This window comes from Microbacterium sp. SORGH_AS_0428, from assembly GCF_031453615.1.
Lineage (GTDB): Bacteria > Actinomycetota > Actinomycetes > Actinomycetales > Microbacteriaceae > Microbacterium.
On record NZ_JAVIZT010000001.1, the window covers coordinates 3,275,341 to 3,300,177 of the forward strand.

Here is a 24,837-nt window from a genome sequence, read left to right on the forward strand (position 1 = left end):
GGGCACCATGTTCGACCGATCACCCATACGTCGCCTGAGGACCGCGTGGGGAAACCTCCTCGCCGACGAACGCGGTGACGTGCCCGGCTGGGTTCTGATCACGTTGATGACCGCGGGCTTGGTCGTCGTGATCTGGGCGCTGGCCGGTCCGGCGCTCGCGGATCTGTTCACCCAGGCGATCGACCGCGTCAGCGGGTTCTGAGCGATGGCCGACCGGCATCCGCTGCTCGACGACGAAGGCTCCGCCCCCGTCGAGTTCGTGCTGGTCGGCGCCGTTCTGACCTTCCTCACCCTCGCCGTGTTGCAGCTGGGCTTCGCCGTCTACATCCGCAATGTCGTGCACGATGCCGCGGTCGAGGGGGCGTATCACGCCGCACTCGCCGATACGAGCCTCGCGGATGGGGTCGCGCGCACCGAAGACGTCGTCTCTCGGGTCGTGGGGGATGCCTATCCCGTCGACGTCCAGGCGGCGCAAACCGAGCGCTTCGGCTACCCCGCGACGGAGATCACGGTGCGGGCCACGTTGCCGGTCGCGGGTCTGTGGGGCGTGCCCGAGGCATTGGAGGTGACCGCTCATGCCCCGAGCGAGACTCTCGATTGAACCTGTGTCGGCGGTCGCTGACGACGAGGGGAACGCTTCGCTCGAGTTCATCGTGGCCGGCCTCATCCTGCTCGCACCGCTCGTCTACCTGATGGTCGCGCTCGGAGCGATCCAGTCGCAGGCGCTGGGTGTGGAGGCGGCGGCCCGTCACGTCGCTCGCGCGGTTTCCACCGCGGCGAACGCGGAGGATGCGGCCGCCCGCGCCGACCTGGTTCTGGCGGCGGTCGCGGAGGAGTACGGCATCGATCCGGATGCGGTCGTGTTGCGCTGGGAATGCGCGCCCGCCGGCGTCGAATGCCCGTCCGCGGGCGCGACCCTGCTCCTGAACGTCAGCACGGATGTCGCCCTTCCCCTGGTCCCGCCGGTGCTCGGCCTCGACCAGGTCGCATCCGTTCCGGTCGAGGCGAGCGCTGCGCAGAAAGTGTCGCGGCTCTGGGGGACGAGCCAGTGACGCGCCTGAGAAGCGACGACGAGGGCAGCATCCTGCCCCTCGTGATCGGTTACGCCGTGCTCGCGCTCGCCGCGATCTTTGTGTGCGTCTCGGCGACGAGCCTGTACCTCGCGCAGAAACGGCTGGACGGTGTGGCGGATGCGGCAGCCCTCGCCGGTGCGGACGGCTTCACGCTGTCGGTCGTCGAGGGTGCTCCGCGCGCCGAGCTGAGTGTGGACGGCGTGCGGGAGCAGGCGGAGGCGCTGGTGGCGTTCTCGGGTGACGCGACGCTCGTGTCGGCGACGACGCCCGACGGCGTCTCGGCGCAGGTGACGGTCGCGGGAGTGTGGCACCCGCCGCTCGTGTCGATGTTCGTTCCGGAGGGCGTCGCGCTCGAGGCGACCGCCACCAGTAGGACGGCGCTGCGGTAGGGCTCGCGTCAGCCTTCTCCGCCCCAGTGCTGCGGGGTCAACGAGCTCTTCTCGCTCAGTGACAGGAGCACGGTGTTGGCGGTGGTGAGGGCGCTGATCCTGGATGCGCTCCGGCGTTGGATGATCTTGCTCGTCGCGGCTGCCGCCGGGCCCGCGGCCAGTGCGGCCGGAGCGAAGACGACTGCTGCCCCGCGCAGCACTGCCCGCGCCACCCCCGCTCCCGACCAGGTCAGGATGCGGGACTTCCACCTTTGCTTCGTCAGCGCGCTCTGCAGTTCTTTCGCCGAATCCGCCAGTGTCGTCGACGCCGCGTCTCTGAAGGCGGCGAGAAAGCTCAGGTAGTCCATCTCGACGGACTCGATCGCGCGAACGTCCGACGACAGCGTTGTCAGCGCATCACGGACCGTCGTCCAGATCTCGTCGTGCTGTCGAAGCTCGACGAGGTCCGGGAAAGAAACGCGGGCGAGCTCCGGCATCGGCAAGACGAAGCCCTGCGTCAGTTCCGCGGGCGCGGCATCCGCTGCGCGCACGGAGGCCGCGCCCAGGAGGGCGGCCGTCGCGAGCTCGAAGTGCCGCGCGGTCGTGCGCGCGGTCGTGATCGGTTGCGCGTCGAGCGCGCCGCAGAAGCGATAGAAGTGAATGGCGTCGCCCAGTTCACGCATGGAGAGTGAGCCGTAACGCGAGAGCACTTCCGTCGCGAGCTGAGGAGTCACGCCGAGATCGAGATCCCGCTCGACGGATGTGAGGAGTTCCCCGTCGGTGTACGAATCCTGCAACTGGAAATCGGACGCGCCGAGTTCGTTCTGAAGGATCGCCCGTGTCGCGGGATCAGCGGCCATGAAACCGAACGAGCCGTCTCGAATGTCGCGCGACACGATCTGGTTCTCGAGATAATGACTGTCCGCTGTCGGGACGGGTTCCAGCAGACCGAGACGTATCGCCGCAGCCAACGGACGAATGTGCGAGATCGCCGCCTCGAGCTCGGATCGCCCGCGTGCCGCCGAGGCGGAAGGGTTTCTGAAACCCATCGCCTTCTCGAAAGCGAGACGAGCCCCCCAGTCGAGCAACAGGTCGGGAACGTAGGAGCGATCGCACAGCAGGACCTGTTGCTTCACCTCGGCGATGGTCGCGGTAGACGCCCTGCGCCCGCCGTTCAGGATGACGGTATCGGCGGCGAACGGTCGGCTGCCTGCCGTCGAATCACCGCGGCGGTTCTCGAGCGCGCGGGCGGCTTCCTCGAGCGACTCGGCCAGCACCGTCAGCTGCGACAGCGGGATGTGGGCGGGAAGCTCGAAGGACGGCGACTCCAGATGAATGCCGCCGAAGAAGTCCTCGACGATCTGGATCGAGTTCGTGGGTCGCATCTCAGCCCGCGTCGGGGGAGGTGAGCGCGGCGATCGTGCCGGGCTCGAGCCATGACGGGCGTTGGTCGTCCGGGATCATCGGCGCCACGAACCTCACACGATCCGGTGCCCACCCCGGTGTCACGACGCTGCCGATCAGCGCGTAGCCCTGTGGATCGATGAGCCGGAGCGCCTTCGTGGTGCCGGCGGGGCACACCACCATCGGCTGTTCGCCCGCATCCACATCCGTGCCGAGCACCTGCCGCTCGATGAATCCCGCGTCCGTCGCCAGGAGATACTCGACCGGTCCGCCTTCGATCAGCACATGGATGTCGTCGGATGCGAGCCGGTGCCAGTAGTTGACCGGGCGCTCGGCGTCGAGCAGGTAGTAGATCGAGTTGTGCGCGGCCAGCGTGTCCTCACCCTCGGTGACCGGCAGGTCGGAGCGGGAGCGCGGTGCCCACCATCCGGACTCCACGGGCAGCGGCTCGAGCTGTAGCGCGCGTCGCCAGTACTCGGCGCGGGAAGGGGCGTCGGGCGTCATCCCTCGAGGATGGCAGATGCCCGCGCGGCACGGGTCGCCGCTGTCAGCGACACGACGATCGTCGCGACGAACACGACCACCACGATGACGGCGAACACGACGGCTGTCACACCGCTGAGCAGGAGCGCGCCCGCGCTCGCCGCAGCGCTCGCCGCGAGACCCACCCAAGCCCAGCGCGCCGCGGCGCGGTGCCCCGCAGTCCAGGCGGCGGACGAGCGCAGCGTGGATCGGGTGCGGATGCCGGCGAGGCGGTTCTTGCCCAATATGCCACGGGCGGCGAGCTGGGTGAGCACGGCCGAGACGAGGAGGAGGGCGGGGAACACGATCACGCCGGTCATGCCCTCAGCCTAGCGAATTGTTCTACTAACATTGCGAACATGTTGTTCCGCGTCGATCACGCCTCCTCGGTGTCGCTCTCCGACCAGATCGCCCTGCAAGTGCGGGCCGGCATCGTCTCGGGCGAGCTGACACCGGGGGAGCGCCTGCCCGCGGCACGTGACCTGGCGACCGCCCTGCACGTGAACATGCACACGGTGCTCCGTGCGTACGGGCGCCTCCGCGAGGAGGGGATCATCGAGATGCGTCAGGGCCGCGGTGCGTGGGTGCGCCCGGAGGCGAACCAGGCACTCGTGCGGATCACCGAGCTCGCCGGGCAGCTCGCCGCAGAGGCGCGCAAGATCGGTCTGAGCCCGCAGGAGATCCTCCGGCTCATGGAGTCGTCATGACGGCGCGGCTTCGCTGGACGGTCGCGCTCACCGCGATGTGGATCCCCGCGGTGGCGATCGCCGCCACGGGTCTCCTGTGGCGCGACGTGCTGCCCGAGCGCGTCGCCTCGCACTGGTCCGACCTGGGTGCGGCCGACGGCGACGCGCCCACTGTCGTCGTGCTCGTCGTCGCACTCATCGTTGCGGCCGGCGCCGCGATCGCCGCCACCGTGATCGTGACCATCGGACGGCGGACCGCGCGCACCACGCACATGAGCATGTTCTGGCTCGGCGTGCCCGCCGCGCTCGCGGCCGCGTGCTGGCTCGTGCCCGCCTGGCTGACCCTGCGCGCGGGATCGGCCGAGGGTGCCGCGCTCGGCATCTGGATCGTCCCGCTGCTGCTCTGCATCCTGTACGGCGTCGTTCCCTATGCGCTGGCGCCGCGACCAGGGGCGACCGAGGCGCCGGCCGCGCAGACGATGCCTCTCGCACCGAGCGAGGTCGGCGCGTGGAGCCGCACCCTCACGGCGAACATCTTCGTCTACGCCACGATCGTGGTCGCGGCCATCACCGTCGTCGTCATGGTCCCGCTGGTGTCCTCAGGGTCGCTCGGCTCGGCCTGGTTCGCACCGGTCATCCTGCTCGGCGCCACCGTGATGCTCGCCTCCTTCATCCGCATCCGCGTGAGCGCGGATTGGCGCGGGCTGCGCGTCGTGTCGCTTCTGCTGCGCATTCCGCTGAAGCGCATCCCGCTGGACCGCATCCGCCGCGCTGAAGCCGCACACCTGACGCCCGGCGAGTGGGGAGGGTGGGGCTATCGCATCATGGCGGGTCGCTCCGCGCTGGTGCTGCGCAGCGGTCCGGGGCTCGTCGTCACGAGCACGGACGGCACGCAGTTCGCGATCAGTCTCGCGGATGCCGAGAGCCCCGCACGACTGCTCAACACGCTGCGCGGGCAGGAGGCCGGAGTGGATTCATCGGCGTAGTCCGGTCGCCGCACCGTTCATGGCTTGACCCCGCCGCAACGTCATAGTCGTGACTGGGTGCATGACCGTCATACCCGTGGCCTACCTGGCCTCCACTTTCCTCTCCCTGCTCGGAAACTCGATCGCCGCCGTCGCTCTGCCGCTCATCGTGCTGCAGGTCACCGGCAGCGTCCTCGGTGCGGGTGCCGTCGCCGCAGCCACCGCGGTTCCCGCCATCCTCGCCGGACTGTTCGCGGGCGTGATCATCGACCGCGTCAACCGGCGCACCGCCTCGATCGCCTCCGACGTCATCTCCGCGCTCGCCGTCGCAGCCCTCCCCGTGGTGGACCTCGTCTGGGGGCTGAACCTCGGATGGTTCGTGATCCTCGGGATCGTCGGTGCCCTCGGCGACGTGCCCGGCATGACGGCACGCGAGACGCTCCTGCCCGCGATCGTGCGCCACGGCCGGTGGAGCGCCGAACGTCTCATCGGGGTGCGGGAAGCGCTCGGAGCGATCGCGATCCTCCTCGGCCCCGCCCTCGCCGGCGTGCTGCTGGTGATGCTCGACGGTGCCGGCGTGCTGTGGGTGACGGCGGCCACTTCCTTCGCCGCCGCGCTCATCACCCTGTTGTTGCCGCGGCGAATCGGTGCGCTCGCCGACAGCGCGGTGTCGCACACGAACGGGTGGTCGCAGCTGCGGGAAGGATGGCGCGTGCTCGCGGGCAGTCGGTTCCTCGTCGTGACGACCTCGCTCAGCCTGCTCTCGGTGCTCGTGCTCGCCTCGATGCAGGCCCTGATTCTCCCGGTTTACTTCACCCTCGAGGGAGAACCCGGTCTCCTCGGCCTCGTGCTCTCCGCGCTCGCTGCCGGGATGCTGGTCGGCGGGGCCCTCTACGCCGTCGCGGGCACGCGCGGGTCGCGCCGGGGGTGGTTCCTCACCGGACTCCTCGGGAGCACGGCGGGGTTCGCGCTGATCGGCGCCCTGCCGTCGGTGTGGGTCGTGCTCGCGGGCGCCGCGGTCGTGGGCCTCGCCGCGGGCGTGTTCAACAGCCTCATCGGCGTGCTCATGATCGAGCGCATCCCGGAGGCGCTGCGCGGCCGCATCCTCGGCACGCAGAATGCGGTGCTGACAGCGGCGCCGCCCGTGGGGATCGTGCTCGCCGCCGTGCTCACCGAGTACGCGGGCGTCGACACGGCTGCCGTGCTGCTTGCGAGCGTGTGGCTGATCGCGCTCGTCGTCGGGATCGCCGCGAGGTCACTGCGTAGCCTGGAACCCGTGACCGACACGGATGCGGGGTGAGCCGCCATGCGCAGCGGTGAACTCGCGCGCCTCGCCGGCGTCACGGTGCGCGCCCTGCGGCATTACCACCAGGAAGGCGTCCTTCCCGAGCCCGAGCGCGGGAGCAACGGCTACCGCGAGTATCGCGTGAGCGATCTGGTGCGGGTGCTGCGCATCCGTCGTCTGTCGGCGGTCGGCGTCCCGCTCGACGAGATGACCGCGCTGCTCGACGGGGAGACGGCGGATGCGGGTGCCCTCCTCGACTCTCTCGACGCGGAGCTCGCGGCGCAGATCGATCGGCTGGCGGCACAGCGTTCGCTGATCGCGCGGCTGCGCGCGACCGACGCGGCGCCCGACGTTCCCCCCGAGCTCGCCCCTCATCTCGCGGTGCTCGCCGCGGCCGGTGGCCCCGCCGACCTGGCGAACATGGATCGCGATCAGTCCGTGCTCCTCGCCCACCTGGCGGGAGAGGAAGGGATGCCGCGACTCACGCGCCTCTATGAGATCCTCAGCACCCCCGCCCTCAGCCCGCTCATCGCCGAGATCTCGGCACGCTTCGCCGAGATCGACACCGACACCGCATCCGCCGAGATCGACGGGTTCATCGAGACCGTGGTGACAGCTTTCGGTCCGATCGTCGCCGAGGTGACGGATGCCGGCGGCGCCGTCGATCTGGGGCCGGGGGCCGGATTGATCGACGACCTCGTCCGCATCCAGTTCACGCCCGCGCAGCGTCGCGTGCTGCGCGAGATCGAACGCCGCCTGTCCTGACCCTGCCGGCGGCGCCTCGTCCACGCCCGCGGCCGCTCATTCAACCCACCGTCCTGGCCGCGAGACTGCATTTCGAGCACGAGATCACTGTGTTTACCCGTGATCTCGTGACGAAAATGCAGTCTCGCGGGGAAGGGGGATGTGAGGCGCGGGGAAGGGGGAGGTGAGGTGCGGGGAAGGGGGGTGAGGCGCGGGGAGGGGAAGGGGGGAGCCTCGGGGCGCTACACCAACCGCCGGAGGAGGAGAACGCCGTCGTCGATCGTGGACGCGGTGCCGTCGGGGGTTGTGACGGGGCGCGGGCGGGTCTCAGCGACGACGGTCTCCCACGCCGACGCATCCAGGGCCAGCGCGGCGAGCTCTTCGTGCAGGTCGGGGAAGTCGGCGTGCTGCGCATCGGCGTGCGACCACGGCGGGACGGACGCGTGCGACACCACGAGCAGGTGACCGCCCGACGCGACGCGGGATGCGGCGGCGCGCAGGATGTCGATGCGGTCCAGCGTTACGGGGGAGTGCAGGAACGACGCGGTCACGAGATCGAAGGAGCCCTCCGGAATCCCGTCCGGAAGCTCCGCCCGCACGAAGCGTGCGCGCTCGCCGAGGTCGGCGCTCGCCGCCGCCGCGGTGGCCCGAGCGATGGCCGTCGCGCTGATGTCCACTCCAGTGACCTTCCAGCCCTGCTCCGCGAGCCACAGGGCGTCGCCTCCCTCGCCGCAGCCCAGATCGAGCGCCGTGCCCGGCGACAGGGATGCCGCCACATCGGCGACTGTGTGATTGACGCGGCCCGACCACATCCGCTCGCCTCCCGCGTACCGGCCTTCCCAGTACACGGCGGGTGCCGCCAGGCGGTCAAGATCCTCCTCGACGAGCGCGGCATTCACCCCCGCGCCCACGAAGGATGCGGTGCCCATCGACAGCGGCACGTTCGCGCTCGGGTCGACGACGTTGCCGGCGGCCCAGATGCGCGGGTGACTCGTGCGCCCGAGACGGTCGACCTGGATCATCGCGCCCATCGGGCCCTCCGTGCGCACGAGGCCGAGACCGTCGAGGAAGCCGTCCTGCGGAACAGGGCGACCCGCGGTGAAGATCGCCGACACGGCGACCTCGCGCCCGTCGGCGGTGCGCACCGCGTCGATCCGGTCACCCTCACCGCGCACCTCGATCACCGGAGAGCTCACCAGCCGCACTCCGCGGGCGAGCAGACGGTGGCGGAGCCCGGGATCGAGCTCGCCGAGGCCCGCGGTGAAGACCACGACGTCGTCGCTCCACTGCGTCAGCAGCTGCGCCTGGTGTGCGCCGAGCGGCGAGGTCGTCAGCACACCGATGGTCTCACCGCGCACCTCCCAGCCGTGGCAGTAGGGGCAGTGGAGCACCGTCCGGCCCCACCGTTCGGCGAGACCAGGGATGTCGGGAAGCTCGTCGCTCAGTCCCGTGGCCACGATGAGCGCGCGTGCGCGGTGCGTGACGCCGTCGGTGAGCGTGACGGTGACGCCGTCGTCGTCGGCGTCGAGGTGCGACACGGTTCCGTCGACGAACCGGCCTCCGTACCCCTCCACCTCGGCGCGGCCGCGCGCGCGCAGCTCGCCCGGCGCCAGCCCTTCGTGGCCGAGCACCCCGTGCATGTGCTCGGCGAAGCGGTTGCGGCCCGACCCGGCGTCGACGACCGTGACGGTGCGGCGGGCGCGCACGAGCATGAGGGCTGCGGAGAGGCCGGCGGGGCCGGCGCCGACGACGAGGACGTCCGTGGAGTTCTGCATGAGCCCATCACACGGCTACTCTGCAACTATGGCAAGTGAACTTGCAGAAACAGCAAGCCCCTCCGTCCGAGCCGAACTCGAGGACCTCGGGATGCGGTTGCGCACCGTCCGCCGCGCGAAGGGCTGGACGCTCGACGACCTCGCTGCGCGCGCGGGACTCTCCTCGAGCACGCTCTCACGGCTCGAGTCGGGCAAGCGCCAGGCGAGTCTCGAGTTGCTGCTGCCGCTCGTGCGTGAGCTCGGCATCCGCATCGACGACCTGCTGCAGCCGCGCGACCAGGACCCCCGCGTGCGGCGCACCCTCATCCATCGCGAAGGCCACCTCGTCCTCCCGCTCGCACCGGAGGGGTCGCCGACGAACGCGTACAAGATCACGTACCTCCCGGGTCCTGAACCCGAGCAGCGGGTGCACGACGGGTTCGCTTGGTTCTACGTGCTCTCGGGGCGCCTGCGCCTGCGTCTCGGGGAGCAGGACCTCGTGCTCGTGCGCGGTGAAGCGGCCGAGTTCGATACCCGCACGCCGCACGCGATGTCCGCCGCGGGCGGCAAGCCCGTGCAGCTGATCAGCATCTTCCACGGCGACGGCGACCGCATCCACACACACTCCGAGTCCGTATGACCCGGCCGCGCATTCAGTGCTCGCTGAGCGCGGACTCCTGAGGCACGGCGGCTTCGGCGAGCCGTGGCGATCCGCCGATGAACCAGTACACCAGACCCACGAGCACGGCGCCGCCGAACAGGTTACCGAGTCCGACCCACAGCAGGTTCGTGCCGAAGTGTCCCCAGGTGGCGTCCGGTACGCCGGTGGCGAGACCGATCGTGTAGGTCGTCATGTTCGCGACGACGTGCTCGAACCCCGAGGTGATGAAGGCGAGGATGGCGCAGAAGATCACGGCGAGCTTCGCGCCGTCGGAGCTGAGCCGGGCGCACATCCAGATCGCCAGGCAGACGAGCAGATTACAGAGCGCCCCGCGGACGAAGAGCTCCACCGGGCCCTCGTGCGCCTTCGCCGCCAGCATGTCCGCGAGCATCGTGCCGGCCGCCGCGTTGCTGTGCAGCACACCCGAGGTCGCCACGAGTACACCGAAGACGACCGAGCCGGCCAGGTTGGCGCCGAAGGTGGCGAACAGCGCACCGATCGCCGGGCCGGGACGTATGGCACGCAGGTAGGTGCCCTGCGCGAGCGTCATCATCGAGGAGGTCACGAGCTCGCCGCCCGCGAACACGACCAGCGTCAGCGCCACGCCGAACACGAGCCCGCTGACGAACTTGCCCCAACCGCTTCCGGCGGCCGTCAGCGGCCCCGCGGCGCTGACCATCAGCACGACTCCGACGCCGATGTAGGCACCGGCCATCATCCCCGACGCGAGAAAGCGCCCGGGATGCCGCAGGCCGTGCACCTTGTGCTCCGCCGCCGGTGCCTGCACGTCGACGAGCGCGCGTTCGATAGTCAGCATGTCCGATCGGACGCGAGTGGTGGGCGCGTCCGCCTCCTGCGTCGATCGTCCTCCGGATGCGGGCGCGAGCCGCGCCCGGTCAGCCGTGCATAAACCGGATCAGAGCCCGAGCGCGGCGAGGAACGCGTTGCGGAAGGTCCCGCCCGGATCCAGCCGCTCCCGCAGCGCGACCGCGTCGTCGAAACGCGGGTATCGCGCGCGGATGTCGGCGGCCGCCATCGTGAACACCTTGCCCCAGTGGGGGCGGGCGGCGTACGGGGCCAGAGCGTCTTCGACGCGGGGGAGCAGGGCGCGCACAGCGTCTTCATCACGCCGCCAGGTGAAATGCAGTCCGACCGAGTCGCGACCGTACGCGCCGCTGAGCCACAGGTCGTCGGCGGCGATGGTGCGCACTTCGTTGACGAGGAGCAGCGGGACGAACTGCGGCGACAGCCCCCGCAGCGCCCTGATGGCGGCGGGGGCGTCACGGCGGTCGACGAAGTACTCGCTCTGCAGCTCGTCGCCCTGCGACGGCGTGAAGCCGAGACGGAAGTGCGGCAGGCGCTCGAGCCACGGGCCCGCCACTGCGCCCTGCGCGGTGCAGTTCTCGGCGGAGACGCCCGGCAGCGGATGACGGGCTTCGGATGCGGGCGCGGCCCCCAGCACGGACGCCGGGGCAGGAGCATCGCCCACGCGTGCCTTGAGCCAAAGCTGATCGGCGACGTCGGGGTCCGACCAGGTGCTGAACAGGCTCACGCTGTGGCCGAGCGAGGTCACCGCCGCAAGATCGGCCACCGCCGCATCCCACGGCACGCGCTCATAGACGGTCTGGGCGATGTCGTAGGTCGGCTCGATGTCGAGCTCGACGTCCAGCACCACACCGAGCGCCCCCAGCGACACCACGGCGCCCGGGAACTCGGGGTCGCCGCGCCGGAACCACCTGATGGTGCCGTCGGCGAGCAGCAGTTCCACGCCGGCGACGGAGCCGGCGAGCGACCGGTTGCGGTCGCCCGACCCGTGCGTTCCGGTCGCGATCGCCCCGGCGACCGAGATGTGCGGCAGGGACGCGAGGTTTCCGAGCGCCCAGCCCTCGGCCTGCAGACGTTCGGCGACGTCTCCGTAGCGCAGTCCGGCGGACACCCGCGCGACACGGGTCGCCGGATCGATCTCGACCCGTGCCGGCAGTGCCGCCGTGGACAGCAGGATGCCGGGGGTGTCGGCGATCGCCGAGAACGAGTGCCGGGTGCCCAGCGCGCGCACCGCATCCGCATCCCGTACCGTGCGGGACGCCTCCTCGCGGGTCGTCGGCGCAACGAGCGTGCCCTGGTAGGTCAGATTTCCGGCCCAGTTCTGCAGCGCCATCAGCTCTCCTCGCGTCGTCGCGGCACGAAGCGGGGCACCCACCGGATGAACGCCGCCGCGCCCAGCAATCCCACCACGCCCATCGCGCCGGTCGCGACCGACAGCGACGCGAGGGCCGTGAGGGCGGTGAGCAGAAGCGGAGCGACGGCGCCGCCCGCATCCGTGAGGGTGCGCCAGGAGCCGAGGAACGCGGCGGGCTCGTTCTTCGGCGCCACGTCCGCGCCGAGGGTGAGCAGGATGCCGCTGGAGAGTCCGTTTCCGACGCCGAGCACGGCGGCGAACATCGCGAACCACATGGTCGCCGAACTCAGGTCGTGCGTGAGTGACAGCGCGAGGAAGCCGGTGCCCATGAGGATCATGGCGGGAAGAGCAGCCCAGAGCCGGCCGAAGCGATCCATCACCTGGCCGCTCGCATAGAAGAGCGCGAAGTCGATCGCTCCCGAGACGCCCACGACGAGGGCGATGGTGGGGGCGTCGAGACCCAGGGAGAGACCCCACAGCGGCAGTACGACCTGACGCGCGGACCGCACGGCCGACAGGGATGCCGCGGCGACGCCGAGACGGGAGAGCACCCGCCGGTGCTGCCACATCGTGCGGAACACTCCCGCCCGCTCATCGACGGGGATCGATCCGGTCACCGGCTCCCCGCTGTCGTCCTCGGATGCGGGCGCCCGGTCGGGGGCTTCCGCGGTCTTCTCGGGGTCGGGTCCCAGCAGCACCAGCAGCACGGTCGCAACCAGGCAGGCGATGAAGAACCAGACGGCCGACAGCTCGTCGCCGACGGCGATCAGGAGGCCCGCTGCGACGAAGGGTCCGACGAACGTGCCGAAGCGGAACGAGCCGCCGAGCAGCGACAGCGCGCGCGCTCGGAACGCGAGGGGAACCCGCGTCGTCATGAACGAATGGCGGGCCAGACCGAACGCGGCCGCGCAGAAGCCGATCACGAACACGGAGACGGCCAGGACGGCCGTGTTCGGTGAGAGCAGCATCGCCACGGAACCGGCGATCGCGAGGATGCCCCCGATCGCCATCGTGAGGCGCTCTCCGAGCCGCGCCACCGACCAGCCCGCCGGGATGTTGCCGCACAACTGCCCCACGACGAGGAACGAAGCGATGAACGCGGCCTCCGCGACGTCCGCTCCGCGCTCCGCCGCGAGGATGGGGATGAGGGGGATCATCGCCCCTTCGCCGAGGGCGAAGAGGATCGTGGGGCCGTAGATCATCGGCGCGAACCGCCAGAGCAGAGAGCTGACGCGGTCGGACACGTGCATCCACGATACTCTGGGGTGCCATGCTCGAATTCGATCCGTCAGCCGACATCCAGGCCCTCCGCTCCACCTTCAGCGACATCAAAGCCGTCGTCGACGTCGACGCCCTCCGGGCAGAGATCGATCGGCTCTCCGAGGAGGCCGGCGCCCCCGACCTCTGGGACGACGTCGAGAAGGCGCAGAAGGTCACCAGCGCCCTGAGCCACCGCCAGGCCGAACTCAAGCGCGTCACCGAGGTCGAGCAGCGTCTCGACGACCTCGACGTGCTCGTCGAGCTCGCCAACGAGATGGACGACGAGGACTCCGCCGAGGAGGCGCGTCGCGAGATCGCCGAGCTCGAGGACGTCGTCGGTCAGCTCGAGGTGCAGACCCTCCTCGACGGCGAGTACGACTCCCGGTCGGCCGTGGTCACCATCCGCTCCGGCGCGGGCGGCGACGACGCCACCGACTTCGCCGAGATGCTCATGCGCATGTATCTGCGCTGGGCCGAGCGGCACAAGTACCCCGTGAAGGTCATGGACACCTCCTACGCCGAGGGCGCGGGCATCAAGTCCGCGACCTTCGAGGTCGACGCCCCGTACGCCTACGGAACCCTCTCCGTCGAGGCCGGCACCCACCGTCTGGCCCGTATCAGCCCGTTCGGCTCCGCCGACAAGCGGCAGACGAGCTTCGCCGCCGTCGAGGTCATCCCCGTCATGGAGGAGGCGCAGGAGGTCGAGGTCCCCGAGAACGACATCCGCGTCGACGTCTTCCGCTCCTCGGGCCCGGGGGGCCAGTCGGTCAACACGACCGACTCGGCGGTGCGCATCACGCACATCCCCACCGGCATCGTCGTCTCGATGCAGAACGAGAAGTCCCAGATCCAGAACCGCGCCGCCGCCATGCGCGTGCTGCAGACGCGCCTCATGCTGCTGCAGCGCGAAGAGGAGGCTGCGAAGAAGAAGGAGCTCGCCGGCACCATCACCGCGAGCTGGGGCGATCAGATGCGCTCCTACTTCCTCTACGGCCAGCAGCTGGTGAAGGATCTGCGCACGGGGCACGAGGTGGGCAACCCCGCCACCGTGTTCGACGGCGACCTCGACGGCTTCATCGCGGCCGGCATCCGCTGGCGCAAGCGCAAAGACGAGGACTGATCCGGCGCGCCGGGTGTCGCGCCCGACATCCGTAGAAAGCGCGCTTAGGCTGTCACAGCCATGATCCGGTTCGAGAACGTCACCAAGCGGTATCGCGGCACCTCCCGACCTGCGCTGCAGAGCGTGGACTTCGAGGTGCAACGCGGAGAGTTCGTCTTTCTTGTGGGGGCATCCGGCTCCGGCAAGTCGTCCTGTCTGCGCCTCATCCTGCGCGAGGACTCGCCCAGCGAGGGCCGTGTCATCGTGCTCGGTCGCGACCTGCGCTCGGTGCCCAACCGCAAGGTCCCCTACTTCCGCCGTCAGATCGGCGCCGTCTTCCAGGACTTCCGGCTCCTGCCGACCAAGACGGTCTTCCAGAACGTCGCCTTCACGCTGCAGGTGATCGGATCCTCCCGTGGGTTCATCCAGCAGGCGGTGCCCGAGGCGCTCGCACTCGTCGGTCTCGACGGCAAGGAGAAGCGCCTGCCGCACGAGCTGTCCGGTGGTGAGCAGCAGCGCGTCGCGATCGCGCGCGCGCTCGTCAACCGTCCGCAGATCCTCCTCGCCGACGAGCCCACCGGAAACCTCGACCCCGCGACGTCGGTCGACATCATGCAGCTGCTCGCGCGCATCAACGCCGGAGGGACCACGGTCGTCATGGCGACGCACGAGGCGGGCTTCGTCGATCAGATGCAGCGCCGCGTCATCGAACTGAGGGGCGGGGAGATCGTGCGCGACGAGCGCCACGGCGGGTACGGCGACACCTCCGCCATCCCGCGCCTCGCGCCCGAGGTCGAGAAGGGGGCGGCAGCTGTCGCCGCTCTCACGGCCGTGCTCGACGTGCACCGCGAGATCTCCGAGACCGGTCAGATCGCGCCCGTGACATTGGATGCGGCCGTGGCCGCCACCGAGCAGGCCGCGCGCGCCGAACCGGCGCACGCGGCTGCGGTGGCCGAGGCGAAAGCGGCGGAAGCACTGGCGGCTCGCCTGGCCGAGGAAGAGCGTGTGAAGCGCCCCGATGCCGACCTGCCCGCAGAACTGGGACTCGCCGACCGACTCGGTCTGGGTACGTCCGACGACGAGGTGGGACCCACACGATGAGATTCGGACTGATCATGGGGGAGGCCCTCAGTGGCCTCCGTCGGAACGCATCGATGGTGATCTCCGTCGTGCTCGTGACCTTCGTGTCGCTGACCTTCGTGGGCGCCGCCGTGCTCATGCAGATGCAGATCGGCAAGATGAAGGATTTCTGGGTGGATCGCGCCCAGGTCGCCGTCTACATGTGCACCAGCGTCTCCACGGCCGGCACCTGCTCGGACGGCGTCGCCACCCAGGACGAGATCGACCAGGTCACCGCGGAGCTCAACGGGCCCGCCCTGTCGCCGCTCATCAAGGAGTTCACCTTCGAGACCAACGAGCAGGTCTACGAGAAGGCGATCCAGCAGCTGGGCTCCGAGTACGAGAACATCGTCACGCCCGACCAGTTCAACGCGACGTTCTCGATCAACCTCGTCGACCAATCGCAGTCGGATGTGATCGCCGAGGCGTTCGGAGGCAGCAAGGGCGTCGAAGAGGTCAAGGACCAGATGCAGTACCTGGAGCCGCTGTTCTCGGCCCTGACGATCGCGACGTACATCGCGGTCGGGATCGCCGGCCTCATGCTGGTGGCCGCCGTGCTGCTGATCGCGACCACCATCCGGTTGTCGGCGTTCGCGAGACGCAAAGAGCTCGGGATCATGCGTCTCGTGGGCGCCTCGAACAGGTTCATCCAGACACCCTTCATCCTCGAGGGCGTGTTCGCCGCTCTGATCGGTTCGGCGCTCGCAAGCGTCGGGGTGTGGGCGACGGTGGAGTTCGGGATCAACGGATACCTGCGCGAACGCGTCGGATTCGTCACCACCTGGGTGGGCTACTCCGATCTCGCCCTCGTGATCCCGGTCATCGTCGTGATCGGCGTTCTGCTGGCAGCGCTGTCGGCCGGGTTCGCCATACGCCGGTGGTTGCGCGCCTGATACGGAAGGCGCCGGGCTTGCTAGACTGATGGGCTGCCGCGCGCCGTGCGGTCGCACGAAGGAGAGAGCATGCCCAGGGAACGCGGAGAGAAGGTCGTCGCGACCAACCGCCGCGCGCGCCACGACTACACCGTCGAGAAGACGTACGAGGCCGGCCTCGTGCTCACCGGCACTGAGGTGAAGTCACTGCGCCAGGGGCGCGCCAACCTCACCGACGGCTACGCCTACATCCAGGGCGGAGAGGCGTTCCTCGACGCCGTCCACATCCCCGAGTACTCGCAGGGGCACTGGACCAACCACGCCGCCAAGCGCACGCGCAAGCTTCTCCTGCACAAGGAGGAGATCGTGAAGCTCTCGCACGCCGTCTCGGCGGGCGGCTACACACTCGTACCGCTGCGCCTGTACTTCTCCGACGGGCGCGCGAAGATCGAGCTCGGTGTCGCGAAGGGCAAGCGGGAGTACGACAAGCGTCAGACTCTGCGAGAACGACAGGACACCCGCGAGGCGGAGCGCGCGATGCGCTTGCGCAACCGCGTCGGGGAGTGATCGCACGATGGGTCCGCGCCGCGCGCAGTTAGGCGGCGTCGCCCGATGACCCGTCCGAACCTGCTCTTCCAGATCACCGCGCTTCCTCCGTGGCGTCGCAGCACCGTGGTGGCAGCGATTCTGCTGCTGGGCTTCGTTCTCGCCTCGGCGTTCGCGCTCGGTCAGGCGGGGGAGCAGCCGACGTCCTGGTGGTGGCCGGCGGCGGGCGCCGGTGCCGCCGCGGCGCTCAGCGCCGCGCCCCGCTACGTCCCGCTCGTCATCCTCGTCGCATCACTGCTCACGGCGACCGCATCCGCCCTCGCCGGACGCCCGCCACTCGTCGTCATGGCTATCACGGTGGGAACGGCGGCTGAGATCGGCGTCATGGTCGCGGGCCTCACGCCGAAGGGCGCGGCCCCGCGTCTGTCATCGACACGGGACGTCGGCCGCTTCATCCTGACGTCGGTCGCTGCCGCGGCTTCGCTGGCGCTGATCGTGGCGGGCGCAGCTGCGGCGGCCGGCGGCGACTTCGTGGCACGGTTCGTGGGGACCGGAGCATCCCACCTCTCCGCGCTCCTGCTCATCGTGCCCCTCGTGCTCATCGACCGTTCGAGCCAGCGTGTCGGGCCGTGGTGGCACGCCGTCACGCTCACCGCGGCGATCGCCTTCCTCGTGGCTGTCGCGTTCGGTCCCTTCGCCTCGGCGCCCCTGTCGTTCCTGCCGGTGCCGCTGCTGGCGTGGGCAGCGTTCTCGCAGACCATGTTCGTGGCGGTCGGGCAGGTGCTCGTGGCGGTATCGCTGGCGAGCGGCCTGACACTCGCCGGGTTCGGGCCGTTCGCCAACACGGAGGGGCTCCTGCCGACCAGCACTCTGCTGCAGGTCTACGCGGTGGCCATCGCCATCACGTGCCTGGTCATCGCGACGCAGCGCGCGGAACGCAGAGAGCTCGAGGATCGGCAGGATGCTCTGCTCCGGCTGCTGCGAGATGCGTTCGCGCGCTCGCGCACCGGCTTCCTCGTCGCACAGGTGCGGGAGTCGCGCAGGCTCCGTGTGCTCGAGGCGAACGATGTGGCCGCGGAGCTGTTCAATGGACAGCTTGTGCACGCCGACGGCGCCTGGCGTGTGCTCGACGACACTCCGCTTCGCCGCATCCTGGGTGATGCCGGCGACCAGGAGCGCTCGCACGAGAACGACGAACTGGGCGAGGATGCGGTACCGGCGCGATTCTGGGTCGATCCGATCATGCGGCCCGAACTCGGTCGAATCCTGCTCGTGACCATCGAGGACCTGCGCCCCGTGCGTGCGGTGGAGTCGGCCATGACGACGCAACTGGACCGCGAGCGGCACGTCAGCGAGGCGCTGCGCGAACTCAACCACAAACAGGACGCGTTCGTCGCGAGCGTATCCCACGAGCTGCGCACGCCGATCACGGCGATCGTCGGGTATGCGGAGGAGCTCGAGGACAGCGTCACGGACCCGGATCAGAAGGCCTACGTCGAGGTCATCAGCCGCAATGCCGATCGGCTGGCGACCCTGGTGTCCAACTCCCTGCGTGCGGCGACGATCACCCAGCCGTCGGTCGGCGTGCACGGCACGCGCATCGTGGACCTGGCGCGGATCGTCACGGACTCCCTGGAAGACCTGCGCTACCGGATCGATGAGCGCTGCCTCCTCGTCGACAGCGACATCCAAGACCCTGTTCCCGTGCGCGCCAACGAGGCCGAGCTCGGACAGATCGTCACGAACCTGCTCACCAACGCGATCAAGTTCTCGCCCGAGCAGGGGTCGATCCGCGTGACAGCGGGTCCGGTCGGTCACGCGGCGCTCGTCGAGATCGAAGACCAGGGTCCGGGCATCAGCGAACAGGACAGGGCCCGCGTCTTCGAGCGGTTCTACCGCAGTGCGCGGGCTGTGAGCGACGGCGTACCGGGTTCGGGGATCGGCCTCTCGGTCGCGCAGGCTCTGGCGGGCGCGATGGGCGGCGCCATCCTCCTGTCCGAGGCAGAGAGCGGCGGAACCCTCGCCACATTGCGGCTTCCTCTGTCGGAAGAGCCTCTCAGCGAGCGCTGAACCGGGCCTCGACCCCGACCGCGACGACGACCTCGTCCGGGCGCATCACGATCCCGTTGTCCGCAGCCGCGGACTTCATCATCATCGGCCCCGCCGGTGCGGAGTCGGATGACAGGAGCCCTGCGTCGGCGACCTCGATCGCGGTCACGTGGTGCAGGCCGAGCGACGCGGCGTAGGAGCGGGCGCGGGCGACCGCATCCTCCACCGCGGCACGCGCGACCCGATCGCGCGCTTCCAGACCGGTCGCTTCCGTCAGACGCCAGTCGATGCCGTCCAGCTGGACCGCGGGATCGGTGATGGCGGCGTCGATGCACGCCGACAGCGCGTCCGCGTCGTCGAACACGGCCCGGAACTCGAGCGAGGCGTGGTGGACGGGGTCCAGGCGGCTGCCATCGGGCCCCCACGGGCGATCCGTGAAGACCTGGGCGCGGGAGCTGGTCCAGGACACGAGCCCACCGGAGTCTGCTTGCGCGTCGAGCCGTTCCCGCAGCCGTTGACCGGATGCCGCGAGCCGGGCCATCGCGTCGCCGCGGTCGGAATGATCGACGCGCACCTCGATCCGGGCGACCCCCTCTTCGGCGGGGATGCGTTCCTCATGGGACCCGCGGACCGTGATCGTGACGTCCTCGCTCATGCCGGACAGCCTACGGAGGTTCAGTCGGGAAAGATCTGGCCGACGGGGAGTCGCTTCTCTGCCTGGAAGGTGTCTTCGCTGCGACCGGCCGCCCAATAGGCCGACAGGGAGAGGTCGGCGCGCGCGACGCCCCTCTCCGCGAACACGGCTCGCAGCTGTTTCATCGCCCCCCGTTCACCGTGCGCGAACACCTGCACGCGACCGGCCGGCCACGCAGCGCCGCCCACGGCCTCGACCAGGCGCGAGCCGGGAGCGCCATGGTCTTCGTCGACCCAGGTGATGTCTGCGGATGCGGGCAGGGGGATGCGGTGGGCCGCGGAACGCGCTTCGGCGATGACGGTGGCGCGCACCCCGTCGGGCAGGGACTCGAGCGCCGCAGCGATCGCGGGGAGCGCGGACTCGTCGCCGATGAGGAGTCGATGGTCGGCGGTGACATCGGGCCGGTAGCCGCCGCCGGGGCCCGCGAAGGTGAGCAGATCGCCGGGCCGTGCCGCGGCCGCCCAGCGTCCTGCGACGCCGGTGTCGCCGTGGGTGACCACATCGATGTCGAGCGTGCGTGCGGCATGGTCGACCCGGCGCAGGGTGTAGGTGCGCACGCTCGGCAGCTGGTCGAAGGGGAGGCGCTCACGCAGTTCCGCCATGTCGAACGGCGGGGTGAGGTCGCTGCCTGCCGGGGGGATGTGGAGCTTGACGTACTTGTCGGTTTCGTCGCGGTCGGTGAACGCGTCGAATCCGCGGCCGCCGAGGGTCACACGCACCATCCCGGGAGTCAGCGACACGGTCCGGATGACCTCGAGCGTCACCTGCGGACGGGGAGCGCGGCGGGGAGCGGTCATCCTCCGATCGTATCCGCGGACGCGGCGGCGACGGCTGGCGGGAATGGCGGCCGGGCCGCATCCGTTGTAGTCTGTGATGCTCGCGGGTCAACCCCGCGAGGTGACAACTCCACAGAGCGACAATGGCTCCTTCCACCGAAGGATTCACGGGGATGATCGGTTTCGACATCGCTCGCGAATCGCCGAGAAGCGGGCCGAGGATGCAGGGTTATCTCGTAAACGCTCCCTGTAAACCAATAAGTGCCGAATCCAAGCGCACTGACTTCGCCCTCGCTGCCTAAGCGAGCCCGATAGTCCGTCAGACCGTGTGTGATCCCGCCACGGACCCTGGCGTCATCTAGGGATCTTGCTACGTACCGGCGTCTGGACGGTGCGTGGGACTCTTCCCAGGCTGGGCTCGTCGACTTATGTGTCTGTGCTAAAAGTCGGAGCCGAGCAGAACGTCTCCACAGACTGCGCCCGGAGAAGCCGCCGTATCACAGCGATGGACGGGGGTTCGATTCCCCCCATCTCCACCAACCGTTGTCGCTCATGCGAGTGCGAGAGGCCGTCCTTCGGGGCGGCCTCTCTGTGTCCGTACCGGCGCACAGGAAGCGGCTCAGAGCCTCCGGGAGCTCGGAATGCTCGGCTGAGCGGTGGCCTAGGCTAGAGGGGACCGCGCCGCTGGGGTGATGGCGGTCTGACTGGAGAGATTCATGCCGTCAGCAACGAAGAACGTCGGGATCATGCTTCCTCGCGACCTGCCTGTCGCGGAGGTTCTGGACTTCGCGCGGAAGGCCGAGGAGTCGGGTTTCGACGAGATCTGGGTCGTGGAGGATCTCGGCTACCGCGGCGGGATCGCGCAGGCGGCGTCGGTGCTCGCGGTGACCTCCCGGGTAACGGTCGGCGTCGGAATCCTGCCCGCCGCCGTGCGGAACGTCGCCTTCGCGGCGATGGAGATCGCAACGCTCGCCCAGCTGCACCCCGGGCGCATCGTCGTGGGCATCGGCCATGGCATGCCGGGCTGGCTGTCCTCGGTCGGAGCCTGGCCGCAGAAGCCGCTGACCTTCCTCCGTGAGTACGTCGTCGCCCTCCGTGCTCTCCTGGAGGGCGCTCAGGGGCCGGAACGCGGCACCTACGTGGATGTCGAGGGACTGCGTCTGAGCGAGACCCCGGACATCGTTCCTCCGATCGTGCTCGGCGTGCGCGGACCGAAGTCGCTCGCGGCCGTCGGCGAGGTCGCCGACGGCGTGGTGCTCGCCGAACCGGCCGCGCCCGAGTACATCGCCCACGCCCTGGAACGTATCGGCGAGGTCGAGACCCGCGTTATCACGTACGATCTGGCGGTCGTTGCCGATACGACGGATGCGGCGCAGGCGATCGTCCGCCCAGCCCTGGCCGTTCTGGCCGAGAGCGACTGGCGGCCCCACGTTCTGCCGCTGCCGTACGCGGAAGAACTCTTGCAGCTCGCTTCGGATCTCCCCGTCGACGCTTTCACCCGGACGCTGCCCACGGAGTGGGTGACCGAGCTCACGCTGTCGGGCACGGTCGAGGAGGTTCGTGCCGGCATCCAGCGGCGTCACGACGCCGGCGCTACCACGGTCGTCTTCATCCCGGTGGGGGCGAACCCGAGTACGACGATTCGCGACCTCGCCGAAGCGATCCCCGGACGTCGCTGACGGAGAGCGGCCTCGGCTCGTCGGAGGTCAGGCCCGCCGGTACTGGGCCGTCACCGGGCAGTCGAACGGGTCGCTGGCGGCGAGTCCGACGCGATTGAGGTGCTCGATGACGATCGCGTACGAACGCACGAGCGAGGTCTCGGTGTAGGGCACATCGTTGGCATCACAGAAGTCCCGGACGATCTCACGCGTCTTCGCCAGGTGGGGGCGCGCCATGCTCGGGAAGAGGTGGTGTTCGACCTGGTAGTTGAGCCCGCCCATGAGGGCGGTGGCCCACCATCCGCCGCGGATGTTACGCGACGTACGCACCTGCTTCGAGAAGAAGTCGAGCTTCGCGTCCGGGTCGATCACCGGCATGCCCTTGTGGTTCGGAGCGAACGATGCACCCATGTAGACCCCGAAGACGGCGAACATGACGCCCAGGAAGGCGAACGCCATTCCGAGCGGCAGCACCAGGAAGACGGCGGCGAAGATCACAGCGAAGCGTGCGCCGATGATGGCGAGTTCGGTGCCACGCCCCTTGATCGGTCCGCGCGAGAGCAGGTGCTTCACGCTCAGGAAATGCAGGTTGAGACCCTCGAATGTCAGCAGCGGGAAGAAGAACCATCCCTGCTTGCGGGTGATGAGCCGGCGCAGACCTCGCGCGGCGGCCGCATCCTCGTCGAGGAACGAGATCGTGTCGACCTCGATGTCGGGGTCCTTTCCGACGCGATTCGGGTTCGCGTGGTGACGGCTGTGCTTCGAATCCCACCACGAGTAGCTGGTGCCGACGATGCCGATGAGGACCCGGGCGAGCCTGTCGTTGGCGGGACCCGTCGCCAGGATCTGACGGTGTGCTGCTTCGTGGCCGAGGAAGGCCACCTGAGTGAAGATCACACCGAGCGATGCCGCGATCAGCAGCTGGAACCAGCTGTCGCCGAGAAGGATGAAGCCGGTGACGGCGCCACCGAAAGCGAGAGCGAGGGCGACGCCGACCAGCGCGTAGAACCAGGGGGCGCGCCGCAGCAGTCCCGTCTCGCGTACGACTTCCGACACCTGGCTGTAGGCACGGGCGATCGGGGGGAAGTCTTCTTTTCGGGCGTAGGTCTGGCGGATCGGTCCGAGTGTTGCGTGGGGGGATGCAAGCGTGGCGGAGATGAGAGATGCCCGTCCTGTGTGCCGGCCGTTCCCGACCGTCGGTGCGAGTCTCCGACGAATGCCGAAGCCTATGGGCCACGCTAACCGCGCCCACATGCCGCCAGCTGTATGTAGCCGGTGCATCGGCTGCCGAAGCGAGGAGCAGAGAACGGTGTTACAGTGGCGAGACCCCGCAACCGGGGTGGCAGGTGAGTAGCAGATGTCGCTCATGGAAGAGCGACGTTCTTCTCCACCGAAGCAATCGCACCCCGAGTGCCCCTGATCCCTCTCGCGTGTAGCATCCGCGAGTTTCGAAAGTTCTTGTGTTTATCCCCATTCCCACCGGTCCTGAGACCGGTACGGCGCCCGTCTGGCGCCAAGCTGACGAAGGAATCTTCGTCGCCACGATCGCGGGCGAGTATGCCGGTTTCGTCGAATCGATCGATGACGTTCACGTCGCGCATAGCGCGCTCGGTGAGGGCGTCGGTATCTTCGCCGAGCAGGAGGACGCATTCGTCGCCGTGGTAGCGGCACGGACGTTTTCCGCATACGCTCGCGAACACGCGGACAAGTTCCGCGTCCCACATCGTCCGTTCCGTAGACATAGGAACGGCGCACTCGGTCGCCCCGGCGGCCAAAACAACAGAAGGAAAGACACGATGGCCACTGGCACCGTGAAATGGTTCAACTCCGAGAAGGGCTACGGCTTCATCGCTCCCGATGACGGCTCCGCCGATCTCTTCGCACACTTCAGCGCGATCGCTGGCAACGGCTTCAAGGAGCTCCGCGAAGACCAGAAGGTCGAGTTCGACGCCGAGCAGGGCCCCAAGGGCATGCAGGCCGCGAACATCCGCGCGCTCTGACGATTCGTCGTCCCAGAAGGCCCCCGCAGCACTGTTGCGGGGGCCTTCGTCGTGCACGAGTCCCGCTCGGATCCGTGAGAGCATATGCTTCGGGGGCCGCCCGATTGACGCACGATGTGCATGAGAATGCGCGGGAGGAATGCCATGCCGTTTCGAAGCCTCGAGATGCTCGAGTCCTGGATATCCGAGTTCCGCGAGCTCGGATATCCGATCGCCGGCACGGTGAAGGTCATCCCGCAAGACAGCGAGTTCGGCAGTGACACCGGCCTGGTGGGCGTGCGCCTGATGAACGCCCAGACCGTGACCTACATCCAGCCCGCCGAGGCCGGTTCGACGACGTGGGTCGTGACGTTCGAAGCGCGTGACACCGACCTCCAGCTGGATGCCGCCGGCGCCTTCCGCCTTTCCATGGAACTGGCCATGGTCTCGGCCCTGTGCACCTTCCTGCAGACGAAGTCGAAGGCCTACATGGCGAACATCGCCGTCTGACTCAGGCGCTCCTGGCGACACTCTCCTCGGTGAGGCGGATCAGCAGGGCTGCGAGTTCGTCCGAGTGCGCGCCCAGGTTCGTCTCCACCGCACGTTCGAATCGACGGTCGAACTCGGTCAGGGCCGACCAGGGCTCGGTCGTCAGATCCACTGTCGCGGTGATGTGGTTGCCGCGTCGATCCTCGGCATCCGACTCACGACGTGCAAGTCCGCGTTCGACGAGGCGGTCGACAAGGGACGTCACCCCGGCCGATGTGATGCCGAGATAGTCCCGCAGGGCGGATGGGCGAACGCCGGGGTTGTCGACGACGAACAGGAGTGCGCGCGCGTCGACTTCACTGATCCGCAGCTCCTTGCGCGCGGCGACGAGCGCGTCGTTCCGGGCAGCCGAATAGGCGGTCAGGGCGCGCGAGAGTTTCGAGGTCGAAGCGGCTTCGCTGGGCATCCGCATAGTCCTCCGTCGGTCGGGTAGTGCCGCTGGACAGCTTAGCCAGGCTTCGAGGTTTATTTAGCCATGTAACTAATATGAGGGATATCTCATCTACGTAGCTAAAATCGCGAACTACCTGTAGCGTCGGGACAACAACGACAGGGACGCTGGGGGAACGGGCGAAAGCCCGGATCGTCGCAGGTA

At 69.1% G+C, this 24,837-nt stretch carries 28 protein-coding genes and 1 other RNA gene; 18 read left to right on the top strand and 11 right to left on the bottom strand.

Annotated elements, in window-relative coordinates; translation table 11 throughout:
* Positions 1-7: 7 nt before the first annotated feature.
* From QE374_RS15955 to QE374_RS15970, 4 genes are read left to right on the top strand one after another with little or no spacing between them, the layout of a single operon-like run.
* Positions 8-202 carry a hypothetical protein gene (locus tag QE374_RS15955; protein ID WP_137417346.1) on the top strand — a complete coding sequence of 65 codons (195 nt, stop codon included), beginning with the start codon at positions 8-10 and terminating at the stop codon, positions 200-202.
* 3 nt (positions 203-205) lie between these two features.
* Entirely contained in the window at positions 206-601 is a 396-nt protein-coding gene (locus tag QE374_RS15960) for a pilus assembly protein (RefSeq protein ID WP_309736494.1), read from the top strand.
* 4 nt (positions 602-605) lie between these two features.
* Positions 606-1,052 carry a TadE family protein gene (locus QE374_RS15965; RefSeq protein WP_309736496.1) on the top strand — a complete coding sequence of 149 codons (447 nt, stop codon included), beginning with the start codon at positions 606-608 and terminating at the stop codon, positions 1,050-1,052.
* Positions 1,049-1,462, top strand: a complete 414-nt coding sequence (locus QE374_RS15970) for a pilus assembly protein TadG-related protein (RefSeq protein ID WP_309736498.1) — start codon at positions 1,049-1,051, stop codon at positions 1,460-1,462. The genes QE374_RS15965 and QE374_RS15970 overlap by 4 nt, the downstream gene beginning before the upstream one ends.
* 8 nt (positions 1,463-1,470) lie before the next feature.
* Here QE374_RS15970 and QE374_RS15975 read toward each other — a convergent pair whose 3' ends face one another.
* The 3 genes from QE374_RS15975 to QE374_RS15985 are packed head-to-tail and all read right to left on the bottom strand — an operon-like array spanning position 1,471 to position 3,687.
* Positions 1,471-2,826 (bottom strand): hypothetical protein, encoded by a 1,356-nt coding sequence (locus QE374_RS15975; RefSeq protein WP_309736500.1) that lies wholly within the window; start codon positions 2,824-2,826, stop codon positions 1,471-1,473.
* Position 2,827: 1 nt separating this feature from the next.
* Entirely contained in the window at positions 2,828-3,349 is a 522-nt protein-coding gene (locus tag QE374_RS15980; RefSeq protein WP_309736503.1) for a cupin domain-containing protein, read from the bottom strand.
* Positions 3,346-3,687, bottom strand: a complete 342-nt coding sequence (locus QE374_RS15985) for an SdpI family protein (protein ID WP_309736505.1) — start codon at positions 3,685-3,687, stop codon at positions 3,346-3,348. The genes QE374_RS15980 and QE374_RS15985 overlap by 4 nt, the downstream gene beginning before the upstream one ends.
* A gap of 39 nt (positions 3,688-3,726) precedes the next feature.
* Between QE374_RS15985 and QE374_RS15990 the strand changes: the two genes are divergently transcribed.
* The 4 genes from QE374_RS15990 to QE374_RS16005 all read left to right on the top strand — a co-directional run bounded on the left by QE374_RS15990 (position 3,727) and on the right by QE374_RS16005 (position 7,068).
* A complete protein-coding gene (locus tag QE374_RS15990) occupies positions 3,727-4,074 on the top strand; it encodes a GntR family transcriptional regulator (protein WP_309736506.1) in 348 nt (115 codons plus the stop codon).
* Entirely contained in the window at positions 4,071-5,039 is a 969-nt protein-coding gene (locus QE374_RS15995; protein WP_309736508.1) for a hypothetical protein, read from the top strand. The genes QE374_RS15990 and QE374_RS15995 overlap by 4 nt, the downstream gene beginning before the upstream one ends.
* A gap of 61 nt (positions 5,040-5,100) precedes the next feature.
* Complete coding sequence (locus QE374_RS16000; RefSeq protein WP_309736510.1) at positions 5,101-6,318, top strand: MFS transporter; 1,218 nt, start codon at positions 5,101-5,103, stop codon at positions 6,316-6,318.
* 6 nt (positions 6,319-6,324) lie between these two features.
* Positions 6,325-7,068 (top strand): MerR family transcriptional regulator, encoded by a 744-nt coding sequence (locus QE374_RS16005; RefSeq protein WP_309736512.1) that lies wholly within the window; start codon positions 6,325-6,327, stop codon positions 7,066-7,068.
* A 221-nt stretch (positions 7,069-7,289) separates the two neighbouring features.
* Here QE374_RS16005 and QE374_RS16010 read toward each other — a convergent pair whose 3' ends face one another.
* The gene (locus QE374_RS16010) at positions 7,290-8,822 is read right to left on the bottom strand and encodes an FAD-dependent oxidoreductase (protein ID WP_309736514.1); all 1,533 of its coding nucleotides are present in this window, start codon (positions 8,820-8,822) and stop codon (positions 7,290-7,292) included.
* Between the two features lie 28 nt (positions 8,823-8,850).
* Between QE374_RS16010 and QE374_RS16015 the strand changes: the two genes are divergently transcribed.
* Positions 8,851-9,441: a helix-turn-helix transcriptional regulator gene (locus QE374_RS16015; protein WP_309736516.1), complete on the top strand. Its 591-nt coding sequence runs from the start codon at positions 8,851-8,853 to the stop codon at positions 9,439-9,441.
* Positions 9,442-9,454: 13 nt separating this feature from the next.
* Here the strand turns inward: QE374_RS16015 and QE374_RS16020 are convergent, their stop codons facing one another.
* The 3 genes from QE374_RS16020 to QE374_RS16030 form a co-directional block, all read right to left on the bottom strand.
* Entirely contained in the window at positions 9,455-10,279 is an 825-nt protein-coding gene (locus QE374_RS16020) for a formate/nitrite transporter family protein (RefSeq protein ID WP_309736518.1), read from the bottom strand.
* Between the two features lie 99 nt (positions 10,280-10,378).
* Positions 10,379-11,620 (bottom strand): FAD-binding protein, encoded by a 1,242-nt coding sequence (locus QE374_RS16025; RefSeq protein WP_309736520.1) that lies wholly within the window; start codon positions 11,618-11,620, stop codon positions 10,379-10,381.
* Positions 11,620-12,891 (bottom strand): MFS transporter, encoded by a 1,272-nt coding sequence (locus tag QE374_RS16030; protein WP_309736522.1) that lies wholly within the window; start codon positions 12,889-12,891, stop codon positions 11,620-11,622. The genes QE374_RS16025 and QE374_RS16030 overlap by 1 nt, the downstream gene beginning before the upstream one ends.
* 20 nt (positions 12,892-12,911) lie before the next feature.
* Here QE374_RS16030 and prfB point away from each other — a divergent pair, with 20 nt between their 5' ends.
* From prfB to QE374_RS16055, 5 genes are all read left to right on the top strand, one after another.
* On the top strand, positions 12,912-14,021 hold the full coding sequence (gene prfB, locus QE374_RS16035; RefSeq protein ID WP_234075202.1) for a peptide chain release factor 2: 1,110 nt from the start codon (positions 12,912-12,914) through the stop codon (positions 14,019-14,021).
* 60 nt (positions 14,022-14,081) lie between these two features.
* On the top strand, positions 14,082-15,101 hold the full coding sequence (gene ftsE, locus QE374_RS16040) for a cell division ATP-binding protein FtsE (protein ID WP_309736524.1): 1,020 nt from the start codon (positions 14,082-14,084) through the stop codon (positions 15,099-15,101).
* Entirely contained in the window at positions 15,098-16,012 is a 915-nt protein-coding gene (gene ftsX / locus QE374_RS16045; RefSeq protein WP_309736526.1) for a permease-like cell division protein FtsX, read from the top strand. Before ftsE ends, ftsX begins: the two co-directional genes overlap by 4 nt.
* 69 nt (positions 16,013-16,081) lie before the next feature.
* Positions 16,082-16,558 (top strand): SsrA-binding protein SmpB, encoded by a 477-nt coding sequence (gene smpB, locus QE374_RS16050; RefSeq protein WP_307324783.1) that lies wholly within the window; start codon positions 16,082-16,084, stop codon positions 16,556-16,558.
* A 45-nt stretch (positions 16,559-16,603) separates the two neighbouring features.
* Positions 16,604-18,607 carry an ATP-binding protein gene (locus QE374_RS16055; RefSeq protein ID WP_309736530.1) on the top strand — a complete coding sequence of 668 codons (2,004 nt, stop codon included), beginning with the start codon at positions 16,604-16,606 and terminating at the stop codon, positions 18,605-18,607.
* Here QE374_RS16055 and QE374_RS16060 read toward each other — a convergent pair.
* Entirely contained in the window at positions 18,594-19,241 is a 648-nt protein-coding gene (locus QE374_RS16060; protein ID WP_309736533.1) for an SIMPL domain-containing protein, read from the bottom strand. The genes QE374_RS16055 and QE374_RS16060 overlap by 14 nt on opposite strands.
* A gap of 20 nt (positions 19,242-19,261) precedes the next feature.
* Positions 19,262-20,077, bottom strand: coding sequence for a siderophore-interacting protein (locus QE374_RS16065; protein ID WP_309736535.1), 816 nt, complete (start codon positions 20,075-20,077; stop codon positions 19,262-19,264).
* A 148-nt stretch (positions 20,078-20,225) separates the two neighbouring features.
* Between QE374_RS16065 and ssrA the strand changes: the two genes are divergently transcribed.
* Positions 20,226-20,595: a transfer-messenger RNA gene (gene ssrA, locus QE374_RS16070) on the top strand.
* 177 nt (positions 20,596-20,772) lie between these two features.
* A complete protein-coding gene (locus tag QE374_RS16075; protein ID WP_309736537.1) occupies positions 20,773-21,735 on the top strand; it encodes an LLM class flavin-dependent oxidoreductase in 963 nt (320 codons plus the stop codon).
* 27 nt (positions 21,736-21,762) lie between these two features.
* Here QE374_RS16075 and QE374_RS16080 read toward each other — a convergent pair whose 3' ends face one another.
* Entirely contained in the window at positions 21,763-22,968 is a 1,206-nt protein-coding gene (locus QE374_RS16080; protein WP_396653341.1) for a fatty acid desaturase family protein, read from the bottom strand.
* Between the two features lie 542 nt (positions 22,969-23,510).
* Here QE374_RS16080 and QE374_RS16085 point away from each other — a divergent pair.
* Together QE374_RS16085 and QE374_RS16090 are read left to right on the top strand one after the other, a co-directional pair.
* Positions 23,511-23,714: a cold-shock protein gene (locus tag QE374_RS16085; protein ID WP_137417306.1), complete on the top strand. Its 204-nt coding sequence runs from the start codon at positions 23,511-23,513 to the stop codon at positions 23,712-23,714.
* A 144-nt stretch (positions 23,715-23,858) separates the two neighbouring features.
* On the top strand, positions 23,859-24,203 hold the full coding sequence (locus QE374_RS16090; protein ID WP_309736539.1) for a hypothetical protein: 345 nt from the start codon (positions 23,859-23,861) through the stop codon (positions 24,201-24,203).
* A 1-nt stretch (position 24,204) separates the two neighbouring features.
* Here the strand turns inward: QE374_RS16090 and QE374_RS16095 are convergent, their stop codons facing one another.
* Positions 24,205-24,648: a helix-turn-helix domain-containing protein gene (locus tag QE374_RS16095; protein WP_309736541.1), complete on the bottom strand. Its 444-nt coding sequence runs from the start codon at positions 24,646-24,648 to the stop codon at positions 24,205-24,207.
* Positions 24,649-24,837 lie beyond the last annotated feature (189 nt).

Coding starts and splice junctions, on each gene's coding strand:
- QE374_RS15975 (WP_309736500.1), bottom strand. CDS start 2,826: ATGCGACCCACGAACTCGATCCAGATCGTCGAGGACTTCTTCGGCGGC.
- ftsE (WP_309736524.1), top strand. CDS start 14,082: ATGATCCGGTTCGAGAACGTCACCAAGCGGTATCGCGGCACCTCCCGA.
- QE374_RS16065 (WP_309736535.1), bottom strand. CDS start 20,077: ATGACCGCTCCCCGCCGCGCTCCCCGTCCGCAGGTGACGCTCGAGGTC.
- QE374_RS16030 (WP_309736522.1), bottom strand. CDS start 12,891: ATGCACGTGTCCGACCGCGTCAGCTCTCTGCTCTGGCGGTTCGCGCCG.
- QE374_RS16020 (WP_309736518.1), bottom strand. CDS start 10,279: ATGCTGACTATCGAACGCGCGCTCGTCGACGTGCAGGCACCGGCGGCG.
- QE374_RS16010 (WP_309736514.1), bottom strand. CDS start 8,822: ATGCAGAACTCCACGGACGTCCTCGTCGTCGGCGCCGGCCCCGCCGGC.
- QE374_RS15955 (WP_137417346.1), top strand. CDS start 8: ATGTTCGACCGATCACCCATACGTCGCCTGAGGACCGCGTGGGGAAAC.
- QE374_RS16080 (WP_396653341.1), bottom strand. CDS start 22,968: ATGTGGGCGCGGTTAGCGTGGCCCATAGGCTTCGGCATTCGTCGGAGA.
- QE374_RS16085 (WP_137417306.1), top strand. CDS start 23,511: ATGGCCACTGGCACCGTGAAATGGTTCAACTCCGAGAAGGGCTACGGC.
- QE374_RS16000 (WP_309736510.1), top strand. CDS start 5,101: ATGACCGTCATACCCGTGGCCTACCTGGCCTCCACTTTCCTCTCCCTG.
- QE374_RS16025 (WP_309736520.1), bottom strand. CDS start 11,620: ATGGCGCTGCAGAACTGGGCCGGAAATCTGACCTACCAGGGCACGCTC.
- QE374_RS15960 (WP_309736494.1), top strand. CDS start 206: ATGGCCGACCGGCATCCGCTGCTCGACGACGAAGGCTCCGCCCCCGTC.
- QE374_RS16090 (WP_309736539.1), top strand. CDS start 23,859: ATGCCGTTTCGAAGCCTCGAGATGCTCGAGTCCTGGATATCCGAGTTC.
- QE374_RS15990 (WP_309736506.1), top strand. CDS start 3,727: ATGTTGTTCCGCGTCGATCACGCCTCCTCGGTGTCGCTCTCCGACCAG.
- prfB (WP_234075202.1), top strand. CDS start 12,912: ATGCTCGAATTCGATCCGTCAGCCGACATCCAGGCCCTCCGCTCCACC.
- ftsX (WP_309736526.1), top strand. CDS start 15,098: ATGAGATTCGGACTGATCATGGGGGAGGCCCTCAGTGGCCTCCGTCGG.
- QE374_RS15980 (WP_309736503.1), bottom strand. CDS start 3,349: ATGACGCCCGACGCCCCTTCCCGCGCCGAGTACTGGCGACGCGCGCTA.
- QE374_RS15985 (WP_309736505.1), bottom strand. CDS start 3,687: ATGACCGGCGTGATCGTGTTCCCCGCCCTCCTCCTCGTCTCGGCCGTG.
- QE374_RS16015 (WP_309736516.1), top strand. CDS start 8,851: ATGGCAAGTGAACTTGCAGAAACAGCAAGCCCCTCCGTCCGAGCCGAA.
- smpB (WP_307324783.1), top strand. CDS start 16,082: ATGCCCAGGGAACGCGGAGAGAAGGTCGTCGCGACCAACCGCCGCGCG.
- QE374_RS15995 (WP_309736508.1), top strand. CDS start 4,071: ATGACGGCGCGGCTTCGCTGGACGGTCGCGCTCACCGCGATGTGGATC.
- QE374_RS16075 (WP_309736537.1), top strand. CDS start 20,773: ATGCCGTCAGCAACGAAGAACGTCGGGATCATGCTTCCTCGCGACCTG.
- QE374_RS16095 (WP_309736541.1), bottom strand. CDS start 24,648: ATGCCCAGCGAAGCCGCTTCGACCTCGAAACTCTCGCGCGCCCTGACC.
- QE374_RS16060 (WP_309736533.1), bottom strand. CDS start 19,241: ATGAGCGAGGACGTCACGATCACGGTCCGCGGGTCCCATGAGGAACGC.
- QE374_RS16005 (WP_309736512.1), top strand. CDS start 6,325: ATGCGCAGCGGTGAACTCGCGCGCCTCGCCGGCGTCACGGTGCGCGCC.
- QE374_RS16055 (WP_309736530.1), top strand. CDS start 16,604: ATGACCCGTCCGAACCTGCTCTTCCAGATCACCGCGCTTCCTCCGTGG.